The sequence below is a fragment of the Nostoc sphaeroides genome (genome assembly GCF_003443655.1).
Classification (GTDB): Bacteria; Cyanobacteriota; Cyanobacteriia; order Cyanobacteriales; family Nostocaceae; genus Nostoc; species Nostoc sphaeroides.
Genome location: NZ_CP031941.1, coordinates 6,495,004 through 6,516,215 on the forward strand (window position 1 = coordinate 6,495,004; position 21,212 = coordinate 6,516,215).

At 41.1% G+C, this 21,212-nt stretch carries 31 protein-coding genes; 17 read left to right on the forward strand and 14 right to left on the reverse strand.

Annotated elements, in window-relative coordinates:
* The first annotated feature begins 240 nt into the window (after window positions 1-240).
* The 4 genes from D1367_RS28975 to D1367_RS28985 all read left to right on the forward strand — a co-directional run bounded on the left by D1367_RS28975 (window position 241) and on the right by D1367_RS28985 (window position 5,128).
* Window positions 241-4,227, forward strand: a complete 3,987-nt coding sequence (locus tag D1367_RS28975; protein ID WP_118170821.1) for a magnesium chelatase subunit H — start codon at window positions 241-243, stop codon at window positions 4,225-4,227.
* A 63-nt stretch (window positions 4,228-4,290) separates the two neighbouring features.
* Window positions 4,291-4,467, forward strand: coding sequence for a type II toxin-antitoxin system RelE/ParE family toxin (locus D1367_RS31450; protein WP_181984999.1), 177 nt, complete (start codon window positions 4,291-4,293; stop codon window positions 4,465-4,467).
* Between the two features lie 39 nt (window positions 4,468-4,506).
* Entirely contained in the window at window positions 4,507-4,737 is a 231-nt protein-coding gene (locus tag D1367_RS28980; RefSeq protein ID WP_228674692.1) for a type II toxin-antitoxin system RelE/ParE family toxin, read from the forward strand.
* Between the two features lie 79 nt (window positions 4,738-4,816).
* A complete protein-coding gene (locus D1367_RS28985) occupies window positions 4,817-5,128 on the forward strand; it encodes a HigA family addiction module antitoxin (protein ID WP_118170830.1) in 312 nt (103 codons plus the stop codon).
* Window positions 5,129-5,225: 97 nt separating this feature from the next.
* On the opposite strand, the gene D1367_RS28990 is transcribed toward D1367_RS28985, so the two are convergent.
* A complete protein-coding gene (locus D1367_RS28990; RefSeq protein WP_118170835.1) occupies window positions 5,226-7,025 on the reverse strand; it encodes a GIY-YIG nuclease family protein in 1,800 nt (599 codons plus the stop codon).
* 253 nt (window positions 7,026-7,278) lie between these two features.
* The gene (locus tag D1367_RS30240; protein WP_147337406.1) at window positions 7,279-7,458 is read right to left on the reverse strand and encodes a hypothetical protein; all 180 of its coding nucleotides are present in this window, start codon (window positions 7,456-7,458) and stop codon (window positions 7,279-7,281) included.
* 58 nt (window positions 7,459-7,516) lie between these two features.
* On the opposite strand from D1367_RS30240, the gene D1367_RS28995 reads away from it, so the two are divergent.
* The 5 genes from D1367_RS28995 (at window position 7,517) to D1367_RS29015 (ending at window position 9,352) form a co-directional block, all read left to right on the forward strand.
* Window positions 7,517-7,735: an addiction module protein gene (locus D1367_RS28995; protein ID WP_118171687.1), complete on the forward strand. Its 219-nt coding sequence runs from the start codon at window positions 7,517-7,519 to the stop codon at window positions 7,733-7,735.
* Window positions 7,736-7,737: 2 nt separating this feature from the next.
* Entirely contained in the window at window positions 7,738-8,034 is a 297-nt protein-coding gene (locus D1367_RS29000; RefSeq protein WP_118170840.1) for a type II toxin-antitoxin system RelE/ParE family toxin, read from the forward strand.
* A gap of 150 nt (window positions 8,035-8,184) precedes the next feature.
* Window positions 8,185-8,760 (forward strand): Uma2 family endonuclease, encoded by a 576-nt coding sequence (locus tag D1367_RS29005; protein ID WP_118170845.1) that lies wholly within the window; start codon window positions 8,185-8,187, stop codon window positions 8,758-8,760.
* 192 nt (window positions 8,761-8,952) lie between these two features.
* Window positions 8,953-9,171 carry a hypothetical protein gene (locus D1367_RS29010; protein ID WP_225892390.1) on the forward strand — a complete coding sequence of 73 codons (219 nt, stop codon included), beginning with the start codon at window positions 8,953-8,955 and terminating at the stop codon, window positions 9,169-9,171.
* Complete coding sequence (locus tag D1367_RS29015) at window positions 9,155-9,352, forward strand: hypothetical protein (protein WP_228674691.1); 198 nt, start codon at window positions 9,155-9,157, stop codon at window positions 9,350-9,352. The genes D1367_RS29010 and D1367_RS29015 overlap by 17 nt, the downstream gene beginning before the upstream one ends.
* On the opposite strand, the gene D1367_RS29020 is transcribed toward D1367_RS29015, so the two are convergent.
* From D1367_RS29020 to D1367_RS29070, 8 genes are all read right to left on the reverse strand, one after another.
* Complete coding sequence (locus tag D1367_RS29020) at window positions 9,349-9,783, reverse strand: hypothetical protein (RefSeq protein WP_118170848.1); 435 nt, start codon at window positions 9,781-9,783, stop codon at window positions 9,349-9,351. The genes D1367_RS29015 and D1367_RS29020 overlap by 4 nt on opposite strands.
* Before the next feature lie 45 nt (window positions 9,784-9,828).
* Complete coding sequence (locus D1367_RS29025) at window positions 9,829-10,206, reverse strand: hypothetical protein (protein WP_118170853.1); 378 nt, start codon at window positions 10,204-10,206, stop codon at window positions 9,829-9,831.
* A 4-nt stretch (window positions 10,207-10,210) separates the two neighbouring features.
* The gene (locus tag D1367_RS29030; protein WP_118170859.1) at window positions 10,211-10,540 is read right to left on the reverse strand and encodes a hypothetical protein; all 330 of its coding nucleotides are present in this window, start codon (window positions 10,538-10,540) and stop codon (window positions 10,211-10,213) included.
* 110 nt (window positions 10,541-10,650) lie between these two features.
* Complete coding sequence (locus tag D1367_RS29035; RefSeq protein ID WP_181985000.1) at window positions 10,651-12,996, reverse strand: hypothetical protein; 2,346 nt, start codon at window positions 12,994-12,996, stop codon at window positions 10,651-10,653.
* On the reverse strand, window positions 12,989-13,636 hold the full coding sequence (locus D1367_RS29055; protein WP_118170877.1) for a hypothetical protein: 648 nt from the start codon (window positions 13,634-13,636) through the stop codon (window positions 12,989-12,991). Before D1367_RS29055 ends, D1367_RS29035 begins: the two co-directional genes overlap by 8 nt.
* Window positions 13,636-14,076 (reverse strand): hypothetical protein, encoded by a 441-nt coding sequence (locus tag D1367_RS29060; protein WP_118170880.1) that lies wholly within the window; start codon window positions 14,074-14,076, stop codon window positions 13,636-13,638. The genes D1367_RS29055 and D1367_RS29060 overlap by 1 nt, the downstream gene beginning before the upstream one ends.
* Window positions 14,073-14,855 (reverse strand): hypothetical protein, encoded by a 783-nt coding sequence (locus D1367_RS29065; protein WP_118170883.1) that lies wholly within the window; start codon window positions 14,853-14,855, stop codon window positions 14,073-14,075. Before D1367_RS29065 ends, D1367_RS29060 begins: the two co-directional genes overlap by 4 nt.
* Before the next feature lies 1 nt (window position 14,856).
* Entirely contained in the window at window positions 14,857-15,189 is a 333-nt protein-coding gene (locus D1367_RS29070) for a hypothetical protein (RefSeq protein WP_118170887.1), read from the reverse strand.
* Between the two features lie 214 nt (window positions 15,190-15,403).
* Here D1367_RS29070 and D1367_RS29075 point away from each other — a divergent pair, with 214 nt between their 5' ends.
* Window positions 15,404-15,985: a tyrosine-type recombinase/integrase gene (locus D1367_RS29075; protein ID WP_118166707.1), complete on the forward strand. Its 582-nt coding sequence runs from the start codon at window positions 15,404-15,406 to the stop codon at window positions 15,983-15,985.
* Window positions 15,982-16,134 carry a hypothetical protein gene (locus D1367_RS31455; protein ID WP_181985001.1) on the forward strand — a complete coding sequence of 51 codons (153 nt, stop codon included), beginning with the start codon at window positions 15,982-15,984 and terminating at the stop codon, window positions 16,132-16,134. The genes D1367_RS29075 and D1367_RS31455 overlap by 4 nt, the downstream gene beginning before the upstream one ends.
* A 210-nt stretch (window positions 16,135-16,344) precedes the next feature.
* Here the strand turns inward: D1367_RS31455 and D1367_RS29080 are convergent, their stop codons facing one another.
* The 3 genes from D1367_RS29080 to D1367_RS29090 form a co-directional block, all read right to left on the reverse strand.
* Window positions 16,345-16,857 carry an Arm DNA-binding domain-containing protein gene (locus D1367_RS29080; RefSeq protein WP_118170890.1) on the reverse strand — a complete coding sequence of 171 codons (513 nt, stop codon included), beginning with the start codon at window positions 16,855-16,857 and terminating at the stop codon, window positions 16,345-16,347.
* 63 nt (window positions 16,858-16,920) lie between these two features.
* The gene (locus D1367_RS29085; protein ID WP_118170893.1) at window positions 16,921-17,616 is read right to left on the reverse strand and encodes a hypothetical protein; all 696 of its coding nucleotides are present in this window, start codon (window positions 17,614-17,616) and stop codon (window positions 16,921-16,923) included.
* A 149-nt stretch (window positions 17,617-17,765) separates the two neighbouring features.
* The gene (locus D1367_RS29090) at window positions 17,766-18,167 is read right to left on the reverse strand and encodes a hypothetical protein (protein ID WP_118170897.1); all 402 of its coding nucleotides are present in this window, start codon (window positions 18,165-18,167) and stop codon (window positions 17,766-17,768) included.
* 317 nt (window positions 18,168-18,484) lie between these two features.
* Here D1367_RS29090 and D1367_RS29095 point away from each other — a divergent pair, with 317 nt between their 5' ends.
* From D1367_RS29095 to D1367_RS29120, 6 genes are all read left to right on the forward strand, one after another.
* Entirely contained in the window at window positions 18,485-18,670 is a 186-nt protein-coding gene (locus tag D1367_RS29095) for a peptide ABC transporter substrate-binding protein (protein WP_118170901.1), read from the forward strand.
* Window positions 18,671-18,783: 113 nt separating this feature from the next.
* Window positions 18,784-19,245, forward strand: coding sequence for a MerR family transcriptional regulator (locus D1367_RS29100; protein WP_118170905.1), 462 nt, complete (start codon window positions 18,784-18,786; stop codon window positions 19,243-19,245).
* Window positions 19,232-19,489 (forward strand): hypothetical protein, encoded by a 258-nt coding sequence (locus D1367_RS29105; RefSeq protein WP_118166701.1) that lies wholly within the window; start codon window positions 19,232-19,234, stop codon window positions 19,487-19,489. The genes D1367_RS29100 and D1367_RS29105 overlap by 14 nt, the downstream gene beginning before the upstream one ends.
* Before the next feature lie 10 nt (window positions 19,490-19,499).
* Window positions 19,500-20,015, forward strand: coding sequence for a hypothetical protein (locus tag D1367_RS29110; RefSeq protein WP_118170909.1), 516 nt, complete (start codon window positions 19,500-19,502; stop codon window positions 20,013-20,015).
* Window positions 20,015-20,287, forward strand: a complete 273-nt coding sequence (locus tag D1367_RS29115; RefSeq protein ID WP_118170913.1) for a hypothetical protein — start codon at window positions 20,015-20,017, stop codon at window positions 20,285-20,287. Before D1367_RS29110 ends, D1367_RS29115 begins: the two co-directional genes overlap by 1 nt.
* The gene (locus D1367_RS29120; RefSeq protein WP_118166698.1) at window positions 20,269-20,811 is read left to right on the forward strand and encodes a hypothetical protein; all 543 of its coding nucleotides are present in this window, start codon (window positions 20,269-20,271) and stop codon (window positions 20,809-20,811) included. Before D1367_RS29115 ends, D1367_RS29120 begins: the two co-directional genes overlap by 19 nt.
* Before the next feature lie 168 nt (window positions 20,812-20,979).
* On the opposite strand, the gene D1367_RS31460 is transcribed toward D1367_RS29120, so the two are convergent.
* On the reverse strand, window positions 20,980-21,147 hold the full coding sequence (locus D1367_RS31460; RefSeq protein ID WP_181985002.1) for a hypothetical protein: 168 nt from the start codon (window positions 21,145-21,147) through the stop codon (window positions 20,980-20,982).
* Between the last annotated feature and the right edge of the window lie 65 nt (window positions 21,148-21,212).

A 21,212-nucleotide genomic window follows, 5' to 3' on the forward strand; every position in this document is an offset into this window, starting at 1 on the left:
GCAATAAAATGTAACAAAAAATTTACATAAGTGGAGTAAACACTTTTATATAAAGTCAATAATTACGAAGAAATATTTCGTTTTTTATATCGATTTGTGTCAGATAGAGGATAAAATGCCCAGTGGGCAAGCGTTTTCTGATAAAAAACACATATTGCCTAAAGATCACAAGTTACCTGTGGCTGATGATGCCGCTAGGAACTTCCTTCAGAGAACACGCATCAAAGGAGCCGAAGAAGCATGTTCACACACGTCAAGTCCACCATTAGACACATTGCGCCTGATAACTTACGCGGACGTAGTTTAATCAAGGTGGTCTATGTCGTGCTTGAGTCCCAGTACCAGAGTGCTTTGTCGCAAGCAGTTCGCACGATTAACGCGAACAATCCCAACTTGGCGATTGAAATCAGCGGGTACTTGATTGAGGAACTCCGCGACCCCGAAAATTACGAAGAGTTTAAACGAGAAATTGAGAGTGCGAATATCTTCATCGCTTCCCTCATTTTCATCGAAGACTTAGCACAGAAAGTAGTAGCAGCAGTAGAACCACACCGCGATCGCCTGGACGTTTCCGTTGTCTTTCCCTCTATGCCAGAGGTAATGCGCCTGAGTAAAATGGGCAGCTTTTCTTTGGCACAGTTGGGTCAGTCGAAGAGTGCGATCGCGCAATTCATGCGGAAACGCAAAGAAAAATCCGGTGCGGGATTCCAAGATGGAATGCTGAAGCTTTTGCGAACCCTCCCGCAAGTGCTGAAGTTTTTGCCAATGGACAAGGCACAGGATGCCCGAAATTTCATGCTCAGTTTTCAGTATTGGCTAGGTGGTTCTCCAGAAAACCTGGAAAACTTCTTGCTGATGCTAGCTGATAAATACGTATTTAAAGGTTTAGACAAACAGAATTTTGCACCTTCTACTTATGAACAGCCGGTGGTTTATCCCGATTTAGGGATTTGGCATCCTTTGGCTCCTGGTATGTTTGAAGATGTCAGAGAGTACCTCAATTGGTACACTGCTCGTAAGGATATTTCTAGCGATCTAAAAGATCCCCTAGCTCCTTGTGTCGGGTTAGTATTGCAACGCACTCACCTAGTTACAGGCGATGATGCCCATTATGTAGCAATGGTGCAGGAGTTGGAAGCACTAGGCGCACGGGTATTACCTGTATTTGCTGGTGGTTTGGATTTCTCCAAGCCTGTGGATGCCTACTTCTACGAACCGACTACCAACACACAATTGGTAGATGCAGTGATATCGCTGACCGGTTTTGCTTTAGTGGGTGGCCCAGCTAGACAAGATCACCCCAAGGCAATTGAATCACTCAAACGCTTAAACCGTCCTTACATGGTGGCGTTACCCTTAGTATTCCAAACCACAGAAGAGTGGATGGATAGCGATTTAGGGTTACATCCAATTCAAGTAGCTTTGCAAATTGCAATTCCTGAATTGGATGGAGCAATTGAGCCGATTATATTATCGGGTAGAGATGGAGCTACAGGCAAAGCGATCGCACTGCGCGATCGGGTGGAAGCTGTAGCCGAACGCGCCTTAAAATGGGCAAATCTCCGCCGCAAGCCGAAGCTGGAAAAAAAAGTCGCCATCACCGTTTTCAGCTTTCCGCCAGATAAAGGCAACGTCGGAACCGCCGCTTACTTGGATGTATTCGGTTCCATCTACGAGGTAATGAAAGCCATGAAGAATAATGGCTACGACTTACCAGAATTGCCAGAATCCGCCGAAGCGTTGATGCAAGAAGTCATCCATGACGCTCAAGCGCAGTACAACAGCCCAGAACTGAACGTTGCTTATAAAATGTCGGTTCCTGAGTATGAAGCGCTTACCCCCTACTCTCACCGCCTAGAGGAAAACTGGGGCCCACCTCCGGGACATCTCAACAGCGATGGACAAAACTTGCTAATTTATGGTAAGCAATTCGGCAACGTCTTCATCGGCGTACAACCCACATTTGGTTACGAAGGCGATCCAATGCGGTTGTTATTCTCCCGTTCAGCGAGTCCTCACCACGGTTTTGCTGCTTACTACACTTACCTAGAGCAAGTTTGGAAAGCTGATGCTGTACTGCACTTTGGTACACACGGTTCCTTAGAATTCATGCCAGGTAAACAGATGGGGATGTCTGGCGATTGTTATCCAGATAACTTGATTGGCTCAATTCCCAACCTGTATTACTACGCAGCGAATAATCCGAGTGAGGCGACAATTGCCAAACGTCGCAGTTATGCCGAAACAATTTCCTACTTGACACCGCCGGCAGAAAATGCTGGTTTGTATAAAGGTTTGAAGGAACTCAGCGAGTTAATTGCTTCCTACCAAACCTTAAAAGATAGTGGACGCGGTGTTTCCATTGTTAACAGCATCATGGATAAATGCCGGATCGTGAATCTGGATAAGGATATTAACCTGCCAGAAACCGATGCCAGAGACATGAGTACTGATGAGCGGGATAATATAGTTGGCAACGTCTACCGCAAGTTGATGGAAATCGAGTCGCGGTTATTGCCTTGTGGTTTGCACGTCATTGGTAAACCGCCAAGTGCAGAAGAAGCGATCGCAACTCTCGTTAACATTGCTAGTCTAGATCGTCAAGAAGAAGGAATTCAAGGCTTACCGGGAATTATCGCTAACAGCATTGGACGTAGCATTGACGATATTTACCAAAATAACGACAGAGGCATTTTAGAAGATGTCCAGTTATTGCAAGATATCACTTTGGCAACCCGTGCAGCAGTTACCGCCCTTGTCCAAGAGCAAATCGACGCAGAAGGACGAGTTTCTTTAGTTTCCCGGTTGAATTTCTTCAACATGGGCAAAAAAGAACCTTGGGTAGAATCATTGCATAAAGCAGGTTATCCCAAAGTTGATAACGCCGCCCTAAAACCCCTATTTGAGTATTTGGAATTCTGCCTAGAACAAGTTTGTGCCGACAACGAACTGGGAGCATTACTCAGAGGCTTGGAAGGTGAGTACATCCTACCCGGCCCTGGTGGCGATCCCATCCGCAACCCGGATGTGTTACCCACGGGTAAAAATATCCACGCACTCGATCCGCAATCCATCCCCACAACAGCAGCAGTACAATCAGCCAAAATCGTTGTAGATAGGCTTTTGGTACGTAATAAGGCTGAAAATGATGGAAAATGGCCAGAAACCATCGCCTGCGTCCTCTGGGGAACCGATAACATCAAAACTTACGGTGAATCCCTAGCGCAAATTATGTGGATGGTGGGCGTGCGTCCAGTTCCCGATGCTTTGGGACGGGTGAACAAGTTGGAGTTGATATCTTTAGAAGAGTTGGGACGACCCAGAATTGATGTAGTAATCAACTGTTCTGGTGTATTCCGCGACTTGTTCATCAACCAAATGAACCTGCTAGACCAAGGGGTGAAGATGGCAGCTGAGGCGGATGAACCCTTAGAAATGAACTTTGTTCGCAAACACGCTTTGCAACAAGCCGAAGACATGGGGATTAATCTGCGTCAAGCCGCGACGCGCGTTTTCTCCAACGCTTCTGGTTCCTATTCGTCAAATATCAACTTGGCGGTAGAAAACAGCACTTGGGATAGCGAAGCCGAGTTGCAGGAAATGTATCTCAACCGGAAATCATTCTCGTTCAATTCCGATAACCCCGGAATCATGGACGAATCCCGGCAGATTTTTGAAAGCACATTAAAAACTGCTGATGCAACTTTCCAAAATTTGGATTCTTCCGAGATTAGCTTAACGGACGTTTCCCACTACTTTGATTCAGATCCTACTAAGCTGGTGGCAAGTCTGCGGGGTGATGGTAAAAAACCAGCATCTTATATTGCAGATACAACCACAGCTAACGCCCAAGTGCGGACATTATCAGAAACCGTGCGTTTGGATGCGCGTACCAAATTGTTGAATCCAAAATGGTACGAGGGGATGCTATCTCACGGTTACGAAGGTGTGCGCGAACTCTCCAAGCGGTTGGTGAATACAACAGGTTGGAGTGCGACAGCCGGCGCTGTGGATAACTGGATTTATGAGGATACTAACGAAACCTTCATCAAAGATGAAGAAATGCAGAAACGTTTGCTGAACCTCAATCCCCATTCTTTCCGTAAGATTGTATCAACTTTGTTGGAAGTGAATGGACGCGGTTATTGGGAGACTAGCGAAGATAATTTAGATCGTCTGCGCGAGTTGTACCAAGAGGTTGAAGACCGGATTGAAGGGATAGAGTAGGATTACATGGGCAGGCATCAAGCCTGCCTTAACAATTAGATAAGGTTAAAGAATGAAATATAAATGATTCAAACATTTCAAAATAAAGCATTAGAAAATTTATTTAGAGAAAATTTTAATAAAGGAGTTCCTGCAAACTTAGAAAAGAAAATTAGAATCAGACTTGAAGTTATAGGGAGCATCCCAAATGTGCAAGTTTATTTTTATATGGGATTTTGGCTTAGAACAATAATGAAATAACGAACCGCCAAGGACGCCAAGATCGCCAAGGAAAGAAGTTTGTACAAGGTTTTTCTGTCAGTCCTGTACCTTTTGGCAATATTGGGATGCTCCCAAGTTATAGACTCAGCGTTAATTGTAGAAGATATTAGATTACCGGGTTATGATTTACATGAATTAAAAGGAGACAGGAAAGGAACTTGGTCAATTAAGGTATCAGCAAACTGGCGTATAACTTTTAAATTTGAAGATGGCGATGCTTATGATGTCAATCTTGAAGATTATCATTAAGTCCTGTGTTAATATGATCTTAATTGGCTAGATAATGCTAAATAAGGTTGACCAAATTATTAAGTAAGAAGTATTAATTATGGATAATTGGCAAGATATTACTGATAATAGATTAGTAAGACCAATACATCCTGGAGAAGTAATTGCAGATATTTTAGATGATTTAGATATTAATACTGCAAATTTTGCAGAAATTTTAGGAGTATCTAATCAAACAATTCAAGAAATCATTAATGGTCAAAGCTCAATTACAGTAGATATAGCAATACGTCTTGGTAAAGCTTTAGGAAATGGCCCAAGACTTTGGCTTAATCTTCAGCAAAAAGTCGATCTTTGGGATGCTTTGCAAAGCCATAAAGAAGAATATGAGCAAGTTATTACATTGGTTTAGAAGAAATTGTGAATAATTATTTTTTGAATAATTGAAATTTACACCAATTTTCAGGTAAATGAATTGATTCTTAAATAGCGAAAAAATAGTAATAGTATTATACACTCATACTACCCAAGTCTGTCCAGTCTGTTATATCTGATTCTGCAAGAGATTTGTCTGATGTATTGGAATCTGGTAATAAAGGTGCTTCTAAAGTAAATTTTGATTTATTTAGGTTTCTGTTTAATCTTCTTTTATTGCCTAAATCTGATGTAGTTAGGCTTTGCTGATGCTGCTCACATTCATAGTCTTCATAAATATCAATCCATTCTTGCGGAAAAAGTAAAGTACGCCAGTTAATATTAGCAGATGTAGACAATCTTCTTTCGATATTTACAATATGATAAGACCGCTCATCTTGATGTCTTCCTATAATATATTTTCTCCAAATTTTTAACCTTTCATTGTGAGGGTAATGACAACAATAGTTTTGTATGTTATTTACCTGATAAAAGGCAGATAAAAGAAGTTGTGTATTGAATGTTCTTCCATTCCAACCATGATTTAATAGATATAGATATATATTAGGAATTTGATAATCTACATTTTTTAAAGCCTTTTGTGCTTCTTCTTTAGTTTCGTATGCTTCTAGATATAAAATTGATTTATCAGATGTGTTATTATTTTGGCAATCCATAATTATTACAGGTGTTGTAATAACCCCACATATAACTTTTTGATTCTTATTATTTAATTCAGTATAATACTGAACTAAATACTTTACTTCGTTTTTTCTAAGTTTTTTGACCGTACTAATATCAGATGTTATTTCAGAGTTGTCAGATTTTTTTCGACTTGAACGATTTCTGATTTGCTCTCTTATTTGAACCGGATCAAATATTTCAGCTAATACATCATGATCAATATTATTTCCTATTTCATCCCATAAGTGTAAATATTTAGATGTATTGCTTAAAAAATCTTTAAGCGTTATTTTTGTACCAGTCCAACCTAAATTAATGAGATGACGATAAGCAAAATCCATTCTTGCTACTGTTCCCGCACATTCGACTTCTAGAAATGTTTGTCTACCACGCGAAAAATCATTATTTGTCAATAACCCTCCTCCTGATTTATTCCATGCTTGTTGTTCTACTTTTTCAGCATCTTCTCTAGTTTTAAATGGTAAAGTATATAAAATCCACATCTGTCCTTTTACTGTTTCTTCACGGGTTGACTTGACTTCACCACGATAATGTTGTTGCATTCTTTGGGTTAAATTTGATGTCATTCCCCAATAAATCGCATCTAATTTTTCTAAATATAGACAATATATAAAATCAACAGTGCTTACTCTCTTAATTAGTTGTAACTTCTTAAAATATTCACTAAAATCAATTGGAGGTTTAACTTTTTTATTTCTAGATAAGGGATAATAAGCATCTAGGGAATTTAAGTCAATATCATCGATGATATCTTCACTAATATTTATAGTAATATTAGTCTTCTGCTCAGGCTGAGAAGTTTCTAATATGCTAGTTTTTTGATTTAATAAAAGACGTAAACTCTTAGCTTCCTCTTTACGCTTTTCTGTATTGGTTACTACTTCAAAAGTAACGCGCATTCCTTCTGGTAAAGAAACAGGGTGAAAATTATTTGTTGCTGATATGTATTCCCACTCTATCGCTTTTGGATCTTTGCTAATACTCCATTCATACAAATTAGGTTTTAATTTTTCAGATTCAATAATACTTTCTTCTACCCCTAATCTTTCAGCCAGTTCAGCAACCGTATAACAAGCGTTATCTTTGTGGATATAAATTTCATTACTGTCTTCACGATTAATAAAACCAAAATTAATTTTCTGATTTCTTCGGTTCTTGCCAAAAAACTTAATTACGCCTGTTTCTCTCATAAAATATATTATTCAAAAATCATTATCTATAATTATTTATTGCCACTATTGTATTTTGCACAATCTAATAATATATTTGTTAACCGTATAATTACGCAAAAATATAAAAACCTGTTATTAAACTGCCTAGAATGGTTTCTTGTTTGGGAGTGTGGGGTGTAATTGTTCTTGGGGAGATTTTGGGAATGTAATCGCTCACTCTTCCACAACAGCGATCGCTTAGTTTTTGAGGTTTTCTGGAAGGCGATCGCGTTCACCCTTCCACAACAGCGATCGCATTATTTTTGAGATTTTCTGAAAGGCGATCGCTCACTCTTCCACAACAGCGATCGCTTAATTTTTGAGGTTTTCTGTAAGGCGACGCCGAATAGCCCGTCGTAGACATCCCACTATTGGGCATCAAAGCAGATGCAGCGTTTGATTTGATGGACAAAATCTTGTCCGCTATATTTAAGGTGTACCAGTTGCTTCCTCACTCCAAGTTAATCAGCATGGATATCACAGCTACTTTGAACGAAATCGCAACTCTTAGTGTTGAAGATAGAATCCGTATTGTACAGGCAATTTGGGATAGCATCGCAGCAGAGCAAGTTTACCCTGATTTAACCGATGCACAAAAGCAAGAGCTTGATCGTCGAACTGCTGACTATAATTCAAATCCAGATAATGTGCTGACTTGGGAGGAAATCAAAGCATCAATTAAGGGGTAGCAATGAATTATGTCCTGGTGTTTCGCCCAGAGGTTCGAGAAGAACTCAATGAGGCGTACAGTTGGTACGAGAGTCAAAAACCCGGTCTGGGTGATGAGTTTTTAGACTGTGTAGACGAGACAGTGAATCTAATTTGCCAGATGCCAGAATCCTATGCAGTTACCTACCGTGATGTTCGACGAGCAATAGTAAGACGATTTCCGTATGCTGTGTACTATCGAATTGTTTCGAGTCGAGTAATTGTCACAGCAATTTTTCATGGTCGCAGAGATCCAAAATCTTGGCAGATGCGAACCTAACAGTGCAATTTAGTAGACAGACGAAAGCCGCTACGCATCTACGCTTTGTTTTTGAAGTTTTCTACAAGGTGATCGCCTAAAATGACATCATACAATCAGCGATCGCTTCTATATTAAATTTTATGGGAATATTCAAGTTGAAATTTTTCTATGGATGCGTTAACTATCAACTTTGCTCCTGTTCTTCAAATAACAGATGAGCAATTCTTCCAGTTATGTCAGATAAATGAATTAATCAGATTTGAGCGTAATGCTGATGGCACATTGCTACTAATGCCTCTAGTTGGAGGTTTAACCAGCAACCGCAATGCTAACTTAACTGCTCAACTTGGAGTGTGGAATCGTGATGAGTCACTAGGTATAGCTTTTGGTTCTTCGGTTGGGTTTATTTTACCAAATGGGGCAGTTCGTTCGCCTGACGCATCTTGGTTAAGACGTGACAGATGGGATTCTCTCACAAAGGAGCAAAAAGAGAGATTTCCGCCTGTATGTCCTGATTTTGTCGTGGAATTGCGTTCTGATACTGATTGTTTAACAAGGCTACAAAATAAAATGCAAGAGTACCGAGATAACGGTGCTAGATTAGGTTGGTTAATTGATTTAGAAACTCGGCAAGTAGAAATTTATCGCTCCGGTAGAGATTTTGAAGTGCTGGAATCTCCTGCTAGTTTATCAGGAGAAGATGTGCTGCCGCAATTCATGCTTAATTTTGAAGATATCTGGTGAATTGATTAGAATACGAAGTGCGTTAGCGTAGCTCACCGTAGGTATCGCATTATTTTTGAGATTTTCTGAAAGGCGATCGCACACTCTTCCACAACAGCGATCGCTTTATTTTTGGGGTTTTCTGTAAGGCGACGCCGAATAGCCCGTCGTAGACATCGCTCCTCATAAACTATCGAAGCATAAAATTAAAGCATGACTATTCATAAAACAGATATGCTAAGAACGCTTTGGGCTACTGTTCGAGAAGGAAAAATCGAATTGCTGGAGTCAGAGGAATTACCGGAAGGGACAAGAGTGTTAGTGACGCTGCTTCCTGATGATGAAACTGAATTTTGGCTTCAAACCAGTCAAACATCACTCTCATCAGTTTGGGATAACGCTGAGGATGATGTCTATGCCCAACTACTCTAAAAATGACATCATTTTGGTTCAGTATCCCTTTTCAGATTTGTCCAGTTCAAAAGTTAGACCTGCTGTTGTTGTAAGTGCGCCACACGTTTCTCAAGACATTTTAATCACGCCCTTGACAAGCAAAACTGGAGCATTGCTAGAAGGTGAGTTTGTCTTGTCTGAATCCCCAGTGATTGACTAAAGCTTGCTTTCTTCTTCAATCTTGCGTAGATCCTGAAATTCCCTAATTTTAAAAGTTCCCTGCGTCTGTAGGAAGTTTTCAATATCCTTCATAGAAGTGTAAAGGCGATTAGTTCGATGCTCGACCGTTTGTGAGACTTGAGCAATCAACAGGGTTACGGTGTCTTTCCTGTTTATATAGTCTTGAATATGCAGATCAAGCCTATGATCTAATTCACTAATTTTCTGGGCGTTGTCAGCGTGTTCTTTTAAGTCTTCTTTTATTTGAGTAATAGAACTTGAAATATTATTCAAATTATTAACAAGCTTGACCGCTAAAGTTCCGAGGACTGAAATACTCACCAAAATGCCAGTAAATACGCCAACAGATTCTAGAGTTACAGTGATTACTGGACTTGATGTATTAGCTATTGTAGGTTGCGTAGTATTCATATATAGAATTAATTAACCCAGCAAGCTGCTGGGTTAATGGACTTATTAATAGAAATTAGCTTTTCTGATTCCAGAAATGCGTTCAATCTTGCCCTTGTCTACGCCAGCAAGCTTGTAGGTTTTATCCTCCAACTGATCACTGGCAACGTCACCAAAAAGACCTGCAACTTTGCCTTTAACTACTAGCAACTTAGCAGATTTCATTTTTCCATTAGAATCTTTGTATCTGATGCCAATTCGCCAAAGAATGCCAGTTCGCAACAATTCTTTGACTGGAACCGCTTCTTCGTTACCCTTTACATCTGCGACTTTTTCAAGCCCCGTTTGCGCTTTAATTCCTTCGTAGGAATCGCTAGTTTTAAGATAGTAATAATCGTTAGCAGCAGTACCAAAAATTGCCTTATGTAAAACAGGAAGTGCCATAATTTTAACCTAACCTCATGCGACGAGCGATATTAGTTGTTTTTACATCTTGTCCGCCTACTTTCTTTGGTAGCAATCCGCCCATTGCTGAGGAGAGCTTGCTTGAGACACACAAAACCTCTTTGACCTTTTTGTTTTCTAATCGGCAGCGAATACGGACTAAATCGCCTTCTGCAATTGCTTTATTAATCGTGAGCTTGCCCTTATATACTGTATTGTCTGGATTGGGTGCTTTTGCGATGCCCACGACAGCTTTAATGTCTTCGTAAATATCAGGTAACACCGCAACGTATTTGTCAGCGTCAATTGTTATAATGTGTGGAACTTTCGGCATAAATTCAAGTTTGAAATGCTTGATTCAATTTAGCCTTATTTTTGAATGCTTTCCGACGGGGGGGGTTAAGGGACTGGGAAGTTAAGCGTTTCTCGAAAAGCTCTAAAAAATCAATTTCTAAAATATTTAGACCAACTTGGTTTAGCGTTCTTAGTTCCTTTTGCATAATAGTCAACCTTGAAAATACGGACTTTTACTTCTAATAATTGCTGCCCTTGGCGTTGTCCGATTTTTTGGAAGGAATTTTCTAGAAAAACATCAGCTACTAAAGGCTTAATTTGGTCAATCATGCGTTGGCATTCAGCCATTGACAGAGCATTAATAAATACTTTGGTATTGTCTTTCAATGTCAACATTAATTCCCAACTGCCTTTTTGATAGTCTGATAATGGTCGGTTCTCAGGGGGTGTTGTGCTTTTTGGATGGGGAATTGTCATCGGATACATTCGCTCTCCCCATGTGTCATTTTCAAATACTTCACGAAAAACAAGAATTAATTGCGGAATGTGCCCGTCAACTGGAATTTGATAGCGTTCTGGCAACGTTAAAACACATTCTTCTGAATCAGGACACTCGCATTCTTTTTCGTCAATATTAATAACTGTGGTGTTAATATTATTGACTTGTCCTTGTATTTGAGTAGTTGTATTAGTTATGTTAGTAATTTTATTGTCAACTTTGTTAACCTGATTAGTTATGTTAGTAACTTGAGTATCAACTTTGGTAATTTGGTTAGTTAGATTAGTAACTTGAGTATTAACGTTAGTAATTTGGTTAGTGACGTTATTAATTTTATTGTCAACTTTGGTAATTTGGTTAGTGACGTTATTAATTTTATTGTCAACTTTGGTAATTTGGTTAGTGACGTTATTAATTTTATTGTCAACTTTGGTAATTTGGTTAGTGACGTTAGTAATTTTATTGTCAACTTTGGTAATTTGGTTAGTGACGTTAGTAATTTTGTTGTCAATTTTGTTAACCTGATTAGTTACGTTAGTAACCGTATTTCCAAGTTGAGTAATATTATTATTTGTTGTATTGACAATGTTTCCAGTATTTACTATTACTGGCGTTATTGCTTTCATCTGAGGTACTAAAGTTTGTAGATTATCAACTTTTTGAGGAACTTTAGCTAGTGGTTGATTATTCATCCAAGAATCCATTGCGCCAGGAAAACATTTACCATTTTCCAATTCTTGACAAAATGCCTCTTGCATTTTAGAAGGGATAACATCTGTTGCAAGTCTTCTATTATCTTGAATTACTTCTATTGGGACTTTTTTGATGGCTTGTCCATTAGCAATAACACCTGCATTTATGCCGTTTAAATTAGTAGCAATATTTGATAGTTGAGCATTAATTCCTGATAATTCTGCCACGTTAAATTTACCATCCTTGCCATCTTTTCCTGGGATACCTTGCAATCCACGTTCTCCGGGCTTGCCATCTTTTCCTGGGATGCCTTGCAATCCACGTTCTCCGGGCTTGCCATCTTTTCCTGGGATGCCTTGCAATCCACGTTCTCCGGGCTTGCCATCTTTTCCTGGGATGCCTTGCAATCCACGTTCTCCGGGCTTGCCAGGATCACCCTTGCCTCCCTTGGGAGAGTTATTGATTTTTTTTAAAGCCTCGTCAGCAGTATTTTTAGCTTGCCCTGCTGTACGTTCTATTGGTGGTATGGCCCTTTTAGCTTCGCTTGCCTTACTACTAGCTTCGCTTGCCTTACTATTAGCTTCGCTTGCCTTACTATTAGCTTCGCTTGCCTTACTATTAGCTTCGCTTGCCTTACTACTAGCTTCGCTTGCCTTACTATTAGCTTCGCTTGCCTTACTATTAGCTTCACCTGCCTTGCGCTTGGCTTCGGTTGCGTTATTGTCAGCCTCACCTGCCTTGCGCTTGGCTTCGGTTGCCTTACTATCAGCCTGATTGATTCGCTCTGGCAATGGCTCTACAAATGCCAAGACTTGAGTGATTTTTTTATTAGCTGTATCAGCTTTATTATCAGCAGATATAGCAATATTTTTAATTGCTAATAATAAGCCCAAAGTTTTAGAAACATCATTACCTAGTGAAATAAACCCGTTTTCAACTGCATCTATCCGACTTCCTAGTATTTGCAAAGTAGCAATTACTCCAAGAACTGCCGCGATGCTGGCAGCTAATCCTGCAAGTTTTGCTACGGCTGCTGCTGCTGTAGTAGCAGCCCCGGCCGCTGCTGATGCCGCTGATGCTGCTGATGCTGCTACTGCTGCTAAAGTTCCTTCTACTGCCGTAATAGCTGCTTTTACTGGTGCAAGCTGCAAAAGAACTATAGTCCCGATTAGAGGCACAATTAAATTCTGTGCTTCAGCGACAGAAGATTGAATAATTCTTCGCTCATCTACTTTAGGAATCCGCGCCACCTCTGCCCTTAGTGCTGCAATTTCCGCCGCCAAACTAGCACAAGTATCAGCCATTTTTCCCCCTTAATTCATTAGTAATAGCGCGAATACTTGCGGCAGCGGAAGCGCAGTGCAAGCAGCAATAGCCTGGGTATTCCGGCGTGGGACATTCGCAAAAACCGGGGGGACACCTTTCATCGCAAGAAACTTGATAATCACATTCGTTTTCTTCTTCGTGAATCAAAGTACCTTGAGAGTCTACTATCCGAATAACATTATTTTTATTTAAGGTAGAGCCTGTTTTTGTAATGTTATCAATTGAAAATCCTAAAACATAATCTTTGACCGCTGACCCTGTAGCAAACCTTAAAGGATACCAGCCATACTCACGCAAAGAGTAGTCACTAGTACCACGGCAAAGACACTCTATTGCGAAGCTGTAAGTATTACCATAAATAAAATTTTTGATTATTCTAAATCCTCGAATTTCCCCTTTAACAGCATCATCTGTAACCGTATAAAAAGTAGGATTCCTATAGAGAGGATTATAAAACATTGTAAAAGTCACGCTAAAATTTCCCTCACCTGTGGGTAATTGATTTCTTTGCCCACAAGTAATTGTTATAGGTAAGTTTTCAGTTACAATTATTTGCTTTTTTGATGGATTAAGCGTGACAACCGCTTTTTTTGTAGAGCTTGAACAATAAGACGACATTACAAGCCCTCAATTAAAATTGGAGAGGATGTATCTATTCTTCCAAATAAATCAATAGGCTGATCCATTACTTGAAACCAATAAGTTGTATTTTTTATCCCATTATCAAGGCTTGCACCACCATACAGATATTTGATATTAATAGCCTGGAAGCTACCAAAAAAAGTATTGTTCATTATTCCCGCGAACAAGCTTTCTGCTGTATTAGCACTTAGTGGTGTTAATCCTGCTATTTCCGTTTTTTTGATAATTATTTGAGTTCCTGATTCAAAGTAATTATCACCAAAAAACGTTTGCTTTGCCGTCCTATTTTGGAAACAAGATACCCTCTGAGGTTGCCCTGTTTTTACTTTAGTAATAACTCTAGAAAAAGAATTGTATTTAGTAGAACCGGGGCGTACTGTGGGCTTTACTGGAGAGAATTGATTTAGCCTTATCATGTGTATCTAATAGCTATTCCTCCGGCTAAATTCTGAATGATTGCATATATCTGAGAAGTGCCAGGGGGGATTGCATCAGTGAACCTTGTTTGAGTAGAAAAAGCACCAATACCAATATCCTCACTAAAACTTGCACCTACACCCTGATTAGATTGGGACAAAAGAATAAGCCCCTTAATTAAGTCAGGCTGTCCTGTTTGACTGTTGATATTTGTTAAGCGAGAATTTCCAACTAGTGAGACATCGAAATCACTATTTGCGTATGGGTTATTGGTTGAAATGACCCCACGCAACACAGCCATTGAAGCGGTTGTGAAAAAGAAACCGTAAGCCCACGAATTTAAATCCCAAAAAGGTTGCTTGTTTTCGGGAACTACTAGACCTAAAGGAATTAGAGCCGTACCCTGAGTTAAGACTACTAGTCGAAATTCTGTAGAGTTGAAAGCTGTAAAAGTAATAGTGGTAGCAGCACCCAAGGCTGTATAAGTTGCTTCTGTGCTGCCATTTGTGCCTGTTTTAGCGGTTGTATTCCAAGCTGTAAAAATCTGCTGGGCAACAACAAGAGCAGTAGTTAAACGGATTCTAAGATAAACTTTCCCGAAAGTTTTAGATCCATCAACAACTAATTCATAGACAACTATCAAGTCAGTTCCGCTTGTGTAGTCGTCATAGGTACTAGCAAATCCTGCATTAGTCATTGCTGCCTTGATAGCAGCAAATAATAAAGATTGAGTTATGGTTGGGACAAGGCTTGTAGTTATTTTTGTGCTAATAGCCATTTTAGAAATTGTCTGGATCTAGTGTTGTTGAATCATCAACTTTTTGAAAATTGACATTGTAAGTAGTTTGGCGATACTGAATAGAATTTCTAGTGATGATTTGCGGGTATCCAGAATCAGCAATAGTAATTTGAATGTCTGTATTTGTAGCTTGGCTAGTTTCATTCAAATAACTGGACGTTAACAACACAATTGCAGCTAAGAGCGACTCAGCCGTATTGCTAGCAGATATAGTCAATCCTTTGTCCGCTAATGCTGATTTTTGAATAGTAAGGGTGGATGCATCTTGCGTAGCACCTGCTCCAAACACTTGAACTAAAGTTGGTTCTGCCATACAAAGGATTTTTTGAAGTGAATAAATCTGTTGTATGGCTGATTGAAAATTATGTAAATGTTCCAGTTTTATGTAAATGCAGAACAATCACTGATGCAGTGTAACTGTTGCTGCGAATAGGATTGACCCAGTTTTTACTAATAGTCCAAATTAAAAATGTTCTGGTTTAACCATTGCAACTGGTTAAACCAGAACATCAATACATTGAAAGAGAATGAAAAATAACCGCAATGGTCAAGCGGCTATTTTATCTAACACGGAATATTCTAAGATCCGTAACCAGATAAAAAGCCAAAAATATAAACTACTTTTAGACCTGGCGTGGTACACCGGGGAAAGATGGGGCGCTTTGGTCAAGCTGCAAGTTGAAGATGTTTACAATCCAGACGGTAGCCCCCGCGAATATATCAATTTTCGGGCCAGAACTCGCAAAGCTACACCTGATGGTAAGCGCAAAACTCGCCAAGTACCTGTGCATCCAATATTGGCTGAATCACTGTTGAGTTACATTGCTCTTACTAATTCTCTGTGGCTGTTCCCTAACCGTGAAGGGGATGAACCAATTACTAGCCGTTGGGCTGATGCGATTTTACGTAAAGCTGTTGATAGAGCCGGGTTAGTGGTTAAGGGTATCAGCACCCACAGCACCCGGAGGACTTTCATAACTAAGCTGCACCGCAACGGAACGGATTTGTACACAATTAAGCAGATTACCGGACATCAAGATTTTAAATCCTTGGAGCGGTATGTGGAAATTGACAGCGATCGCGTCAAGGGAGCTATCAACGCTCTATGAACGCCAAAATCCTATTCCTGCAAATTGAAATCTTCTTCGAGCGCTTGCAACGGGGGGAATATGACCATCCCCTATATTTAGCTATGGCATTGGAGAATCTAGCTAGTCAGGCATGGGATGAGGTTGACCAAATTTACCCCGATCTGTGACAAATCGCACTATGCAAGGATAGGCTGATCTTTCGCCTGATAATACTCAATTGGATTTGATTGTGCGATCGCAGTTTTTGGGGCGATCGCATTTTTCATTGGTCATTGGTCATTGGGGCCAGAACTGTTGCAGGAGTGAAACCTTTACGGCATTGCTGACAAAACCATCTTTGGACTAGCCTGTTATCTGACAATTTATAACTACCGTTTTTAAAAATTCGTATTTCCTGGTGGCATCTTGGGCATGGTGGACGGCTCATATTTCCAGCCTTGAATCAAGTCCTTTATCTCAAATGGTAATTTACCATCCCAGATCCAAACCTCGATATCTGCCTTTTTCCGCTTGGCGATGATACTGTCCACGCTACCCAGGTAAAGGCGGTTTTTTTTCCTGCCTACCATCCAGCAATAGCGGTAATACCAATATTTATTACCAGACCGTTCAACCCAGTATTTCTCTATCCAGTGGGTATCGTGTTGGGGCGCAGATTTTTCAGTATCTAATGTAACCTTCCCACCAACACGCGGTTTTACTGTGATTGAAGTAACTTGCGCCCCAACAAGTATCTCTTTCCCAATGTCAGGCATCCCAGGAATATCTTCTAATTGTTGGGGCGCAATTATTTCATCCCAGTAAGGATCATGAATGGTAGTTCTCGTTTCAATTGTTGGGGCAACAGTCAACAGTGTTAACTGTCCTGGCACATCAGAATTATGTTTCATAATGTTTGTGGATTAATAGAATTTGCGGACGTTGAGAGCGTCCGTTTTTTTTATACATAGAAACTAACCAGAGGGGAATAATTCATCCCATTCTGTAGAGTTCCCAAACATGGAAAGTAAACGATTATAGTTACGCGGGAACTCCCACCATCGTCCACGCAAACAATTACGTATAAAACCTTCAGGATTCTCTATTTTTTCAAAACCACCACGGAGATTAAAGATTAAAAGCGCCAATTTAATCTCATTAGTTGGACGTTCTAGAACTTCTTTTTCTGAAGAGTCATAATGTATACCCGCTTCCTTGAGAGTCTCTAGATTAAGATCGGAATTAGAATGCTGCTGCTGTATATTCCCCGGAACGATAGATTGCTGATTTGAGGTGGGTAAAGTGTAACTAAAATTATGGTTTTGTAAGTTTTTTTCTCGCTTCTTTCTCGGTGGCTTCAACCATTCGAGGAGTCTTACAAGTAACTTAAATATCTTCCAAGAGTACTGTTTAACGACTTGGATAACTCTGTGTTCTACTAGCTGATGAAAAATCTGTTTGAGGTAGTTATGTGAGTATCCTTTACCTCTTGCCTTGGCTACTGTGGCATTGAATTCTGATAAATCTGGTTCTACTTCCTCAGCTATTTGTCCCTGTCTCATTAGCCATTGCCAAAGCGATTTAGCGGCGGGGCAAATATGATGTTTGTAGCAGAATGCTTCGTGTTCTTCCGTCCAAGGAAGTGCATTTTTAAGTGAATTTTCTGGCATAATATTGTTAGTTTGTTTTCGGAAAGCCACCCATGATCGCTAAATCTCTGGTGGCTTTTTGATTTTTTTAGACAATCCGCGATCGCACTCCAGAGGTGGTGAACGCGATCGCAATGAATAAAGCCGTCTACCCAAACAGGTAAACGGCTTTATTCTTGATTTTCGATGGGCTGTAGAGACTTACCCTCCTCTGAAATTAATTTGTAAATCTCTTGCTCAAGTTCTTGAACAGACCTCTTAAAAGCTTCCTCTTCATTTTTATTCTGATCAAGCCTAGCTTCTAGGTACTGTTTATCCCCTTGGAGGTAAAACAAATGCTTGTTTTCAATAAGCTTGAGGCGCTCTAGGATTTTCCCAGGAGAATCGTTTCCTTGGATGGTTGACCCAGAGTAATCTCTCCCTGAGCAATCTTGGTTAAAAGGTCTGATCTGGTTAGTCCCATCGCTGAGGCTTGAGACTTTAGTTTCTCCCAATCGGCTTGACTCATTCGTACTGTTACCGACTTCGAGTCCTCGGCGTGCTTCCTTGGTCTGACCATTATTACATTCCACAACAACTCCCCCATTTTATGCAAATGCAAAACCTTTAAGCAAATGCAAAACCTTGACAATTGTTTTGCACTTGCATAATACAACATTTAGGTTTTGCGTTTGCAAAACTGTTTTTGCAACACAACATCGCTCCCCAACGCCTAACCCTTTGCGTTGCAACTGGAGCAAGCACCCGCGCCATTGCATGAAGCCCCGGCGCGGAAACACCCTTTATCACCAGAGAAGCGATCGCGGTAACGAGTTTACCGAGCGGTGATATTTTGATGTCTGCACACTTACCAACCCAAAAAACCAGATGACAACCACAGTTTTAACCAATGGAGGAACTAACACGAAAACAATTACTTGATGCGAGAAATTGGATTAAAGATTGCTGTCCGTGGGGTGATCTAGAGGAAGAACAAGTTGATGAACTGACCGACGATGAAGTGACAGCAGGGATTGCCAGACATTTTGAAGGAGGAATCAGCGAATTTAAAAAGACTGTGCCGACTGAAGAGTAAAAAGGCGATCGGTATCTTACCAGGGATTGCGATCGCCAGAAAATGTGTCGTATTTAATATGTAGGAGATTTTACCAATGTCCAAGCCGATTGAGCAAATCAACTGGGGGCAGAATGCAGCAGCTGTACACCACTCCTGAGGCAGCCAAGTTAACCAACATCCCAGAAAGCACGATCCGCAGTTGGTTACGCCGATATCCTGAAGTATTCCAGTTTGATATTCACGTTGTCAGCGATGAACATGGGGTCAAACTTTGGACTGAGGCCGGGATTGAACTGCTCAACAGCCGACGTGCAACGAAAACTGCAACAGATGACGATGCAGAAATTGATGCAACTGATTTACTTGAAACGCTGTTAGAGGAGGATGCACAGCGCCTTGCTAACGAATATTGGCGATTGTTGCCGGGTCGAACATTGCAACGCATTAAACAGATGCGGCTTAATCCCACACCTGAACAACGCCAAATAGTGCAATTATCAGTTCGCGCTGCACTCAACGCCGGAACCGAGCATCTACTCTTACCCACATATCAGCCAAGATTTTTAGAGGGAGGGGGAGATGAAACAGACTAAACAACAGCTTACCAGTAAGGTTGTACCATTCACCGGCGAATTTTACCCAGTTCCCGATCCTGAACCAATAACCACATCTGGTAATAACCTCGCTGCATTTTTAGTCATCATTGCAGCTGCACTAGTTGCCGGATTAAGCCTGGGTGCAATGTCAACTTACCAAAGCGCGGATCAAGTGCAACTGCGCGAGATGAAAGCGCAAAGTCAACAACTCGAAAAAGTTAAAAGTCAAGTTTGCAAATAGGAGTAAATTAATGGGAATTCTTGCCAGAATTACCAGCGCTACAAAGTCAAAATCTAGTGGCAGCAATGAATCATCCCTCTCTAGTGGGGGACACGGGATTGATAAAAATCAGGTGTTAGCCCCCACAGATCCGACTGTCATCAACCCGATGAACGCGGGAACCTGGGACACTGTGAGGACAGCACCAGTAAGCCATACACCACGCTATTTTAACAAAGCTGAAGCTGATGCACTCAAGCAGTTGTCAAGGACAAAAAGAGAAGAAGCGCGTCAAGCCAAACGTGCTTACAAATCTCTGAAAACCCTTGAACAATCCGATGCACAGGTACACACTGCTCATCGTAGCTATATTAAGGGCGTTGCAGATAGCGAACTCACTAAAAAACGTTCTGATGCATCCACAGCAAGGCATTTACACACACTCAGACCGGAATACGCAAGGCTCGGCTTTGGTTTAGACCGCGCTGAAAACAAAGCACAGCAACGCATTGATGAACTGAAAGCCAAAATCAAGGAAAAATACTAATGGCAAAGGCGGTACACCTGGGGGCTTGGTTCCTTCTGGGGTGTATCGCCTCTAGTTCTGTGGCGTGGCTAGGGGCGTTACATCCAGCTTTATTCCGGGTGATGTGGGTTATCTACATTATGTCTGGTGTGGCGCTAGTCCTTGCACTGCTTACCGATGATGCGGTGAGACAGTTTCTCAAGTTGTCTGAACCAGATTATTATGCCTTGCTAATTGCGATCTCCGTTTCGATTATTTTGGGGGGAATGCTTTCGTGGCTTCTCGGTGGTTAAAAACTAATTGCTTGTTAGCTAGTGCAACGGCTCTTTGGCTGGCTGCACTTTCTCCAGTTCCCCCAATTGCCAAGGGTATTAGTTACAGCTTGGCACTGGTGGCATCAGTCCAACTCGTTGACGAATCACGCCGACTGATAGCGCAAGATGCCCGACGTGCGGCCTTGTCAGCCATGAACCAAGAACTAGAACAGGTAGAAATTGCACTGCACAGCCAACAGCAAGAGCAGGCACTTTATGAAATCTATGGCGCTGCACCGACTTACCCCAAGGAAGTCAGGGAGGAGTTAACCACTAGCCTAGAACACTTATATAAGGAGCCAAGTGCAGATCATAGCGGTGAAACTTCCGCTTCCACTTCCAACGATAAAGCCTTTTATTTGGCTGTCATTGGACTTCTGGAAGCCAAAGGGGAAACTTATGTGATTGAGCAAATTTTGAAAATGGGGGGGCGACGCTGGGAGGAGGGCAAGCGGCGATTGCAGCAGATATTGCAGCAAGGTAAACAAAACGAATGGGACTGAAATTGCGATCGCAGTGCCGGGAGGAGTGCGATCGCTGCTAAAAATAAATCAATTCGCACACTTCAGTGGACAAGTCAAAAATAGCACACAACGAACCGCCTGATGAATCGTAATTGCGATCGCGCTGCATAAGCGCGGGCTACTTGACCCCGTAGCCGAAACGTGAGTTTATCTCACGTCGCGGACTGGAGTCCAACCCAGACGTACAGCACATACACACAGCAGCTTAGGGCTTTTTGTCTGAATCAAGCTTTTACGGCTTTCGCCCATTCGCAAGCTCGGCTGCTGTGAGTGCGCTGTTCCCTCCCTATGTCGCCGCAGTTTGCGCTGCGGCATTGCCTTGAGAGTGAACTAGGCTGTTGTGGCCTTCGGGTGATTCGCAGGCATGGCATCAGGGACAT

What these genes read in the sequence shown, in the direction of transcription:
- D1367_RS28975 (WP_118170821.1), top strand. Translation starts at nt 241, where the DNA reads ATGTTCACACACGTCAAGTCCACCATTAGACACATTGCGCCTGATAAC.
- D1367_RS31450 (WP_181984999.1), top strand. Translation starts at nt 4,291, where the DNA reads ATGATTCAAACATTTCAAAATAAAGCATTAGAAAATTTATTTAGAGAA.
- D1367_RS28985 (WP_118170830.1), top strand. Translation starts at nt 4,817, where the DNA reads ATGGATAATTGGCAAGATATTACTGATAATAGATTAGTAAGACCAATA.
- D1367_RS28990 (WP_118170835.1), bottom strand. Translation starts at nt 7,025, where the DNA reads ATGAGAGAAACAGGCGTAATTAAGTTTTTTGGCAAGAACCGAAGAAAT.
- D1367_RS28995 (WP_118171687.1), top strand. Translation starts at nt 7,517, where the DNA reads ATGGATATCACAGCTACTTTGAACGAAATCGCAACTCTTAGTGTTGAA.
- D1367_RS29000 (WP_118170840.1), top strand. Translation starts at nt 7,738, where the DNA reads ATGAATTATGTCCTGGTGTTTCGCCCAGAGGTTCGAGAAGAACTCAAT.
- D1367_RS29005 (WP_118170845.1), top strand. Translation starts at nt 8,185, where the DNA reads ATGGATGCGTTAACTATCAACTTTGCTCCTGTTCTTCAAATAACAGAT.
- D1367_RS29010 (WP_225892390.1), top strand. Translation starts at nt 8,953, where the DNA reads ATGACTATTCATAAAACAGATATGCTAAGAACGCTTTGGGCTACTGTT.
- D1367_RS29015 (WP_228674691.1), top strand. Translation starts at nt 9,155, where the DNA reads ATGCCCAACTACTCTAAAAATGACATCATTTTGGTTCAGTATCCCTTT.
- D1367_RS29020 (WP_118170848.1), bottom strand. Translation starts at nt 9,783, where the DNA reads ATGAATACTACGCAACCTACAATAGCTAATACATCAAGTCCAGTAATC.
- D1367_RS29025 (WP_118170853.1), bottom strand. Translation starts at nt 10,206, where the DNA reads ATGGCACTTCCTGTTTTACATAAGGCAATTTTTGGTACTGCTGCTAAC.
- D1367_RS29030 (WP_118170859.1), bottom strand. Translation starts at nt 10,540, where the DNA reads ATGCCGAAAGTTCCACACATTATAACAATTGACGCTGACAAATACGTT.
- D1367_RS29035 (WP_181985000.1), bottom strand. Translation starts at nt 12,996, where the DNA reads ATGGCTGATACTTGTGCTAGTTTGGCGGCGGAAATTGCAGCACTAAGG.
- D1367_RS29055 (WP_118170877.1), bottom strand. Translation starts at nt 13,636, where the DNA reads ATGTCGTCTTATTGTTCAAGCTCTACAAAAAAAGCGGTTGTCACGCTT.
- D1367_RS29060 (WP_118170880.1), bottom strand. Translation starts at nt 14,076, where the DNA reads ATGATAAGGCTAAATCAATTCTCTCCAGTAAAGCCCACAGTACGCCCC.
- D1367_RS29065 (WP_118170883.1), bottom strand. Translation starts at nt 14,855, where the DNA reads ATGGCTATTAGCACAAAAATAACTACAAGCCTTGTCCCAACCATAACT.
- D1367_RS29070 (WP_118170887.1), bottom strand. Translation starts at nt 15,189, where the DNA reads ATGGCAGAACCAACTTTAGTTCAAGTGTTTGGAGCAGGTGCTACGCAA.
- D1367_RS29075 (WP_118166707.1), top strand. Translation starts at nt 15,404, where the DNA reads ATGAAAAATAACCGCAATGGTCAAGCGGCTATTTTATCTAACACGGAA.
- D1367_RS31455 (WP_181985001.1), top strand. Translation starts at nt 15,982, where the DNA reads ATGAACGCCAAAATCCTATTCCTGCAAATTGAAATCTTCTTCGAGCGC.
- D1367_RS29080 (WP_118170890.1), bottom strand. Translation starts at nt 16,857, where the DNA reads ATGAAACATAATTCTGATGTGCCAGGACAGTTAACACTGTTGACTGTT.
- D1367_RS29085 (WP_118170893.1), bottom strand. Translation starts at nt 17,616, where the DNA reads ATGCCAGAAAATTCACTTAAAAATGCACTTCCTTGGACGGAAGAACAC.
- D1367_RS29095 (WP_118170901.1), top strand. Translation starts at nt 18,485, where the DNA reads ATGGAGGAACTAACACGAAAACAATTACTTGATGCGAGAAATTGGATT.
- D1367_RS29100 (WP_118170905.1), top strand. Translation starts at nt 18,784, where the DNA reads ATGCAGCAGCTGTACACCACTCCTGAGGCAGCCAAGTTAACCAACATC.
- D1367_RS29105 (WP_118166701.1), top strand. Translation starts at nt 19,232, where the DNA reads ATGAAACAGACTAAACAACAGCTTACCAGTAAGGTTGTACCATTCACC.
- D1367_RS29110 (WP_118170909.1), top strand. Translation starts at nt 19,500, where the DNA reads ATGGGAATTCTTGCCAGAATTACCAGCGCTACAAAGTCAAAATCTAGT.
- D1367_RS29115 (WP_118170913.1), top strand. Translation starts at nt 20,015, where the DNA reads ATGGCAAAGGCGGTACACCTGGGGGCTTGGTTCCTTCTGGGGTGTATC.
- D1367_RS31460 (WP_181985002.1), bottom strand. Translation starts at nt 21,147, where the DNA reads ATGCCGCAGCGCAAACTGCGGCGACATAGGGAGGGAACAGCGCACTCA.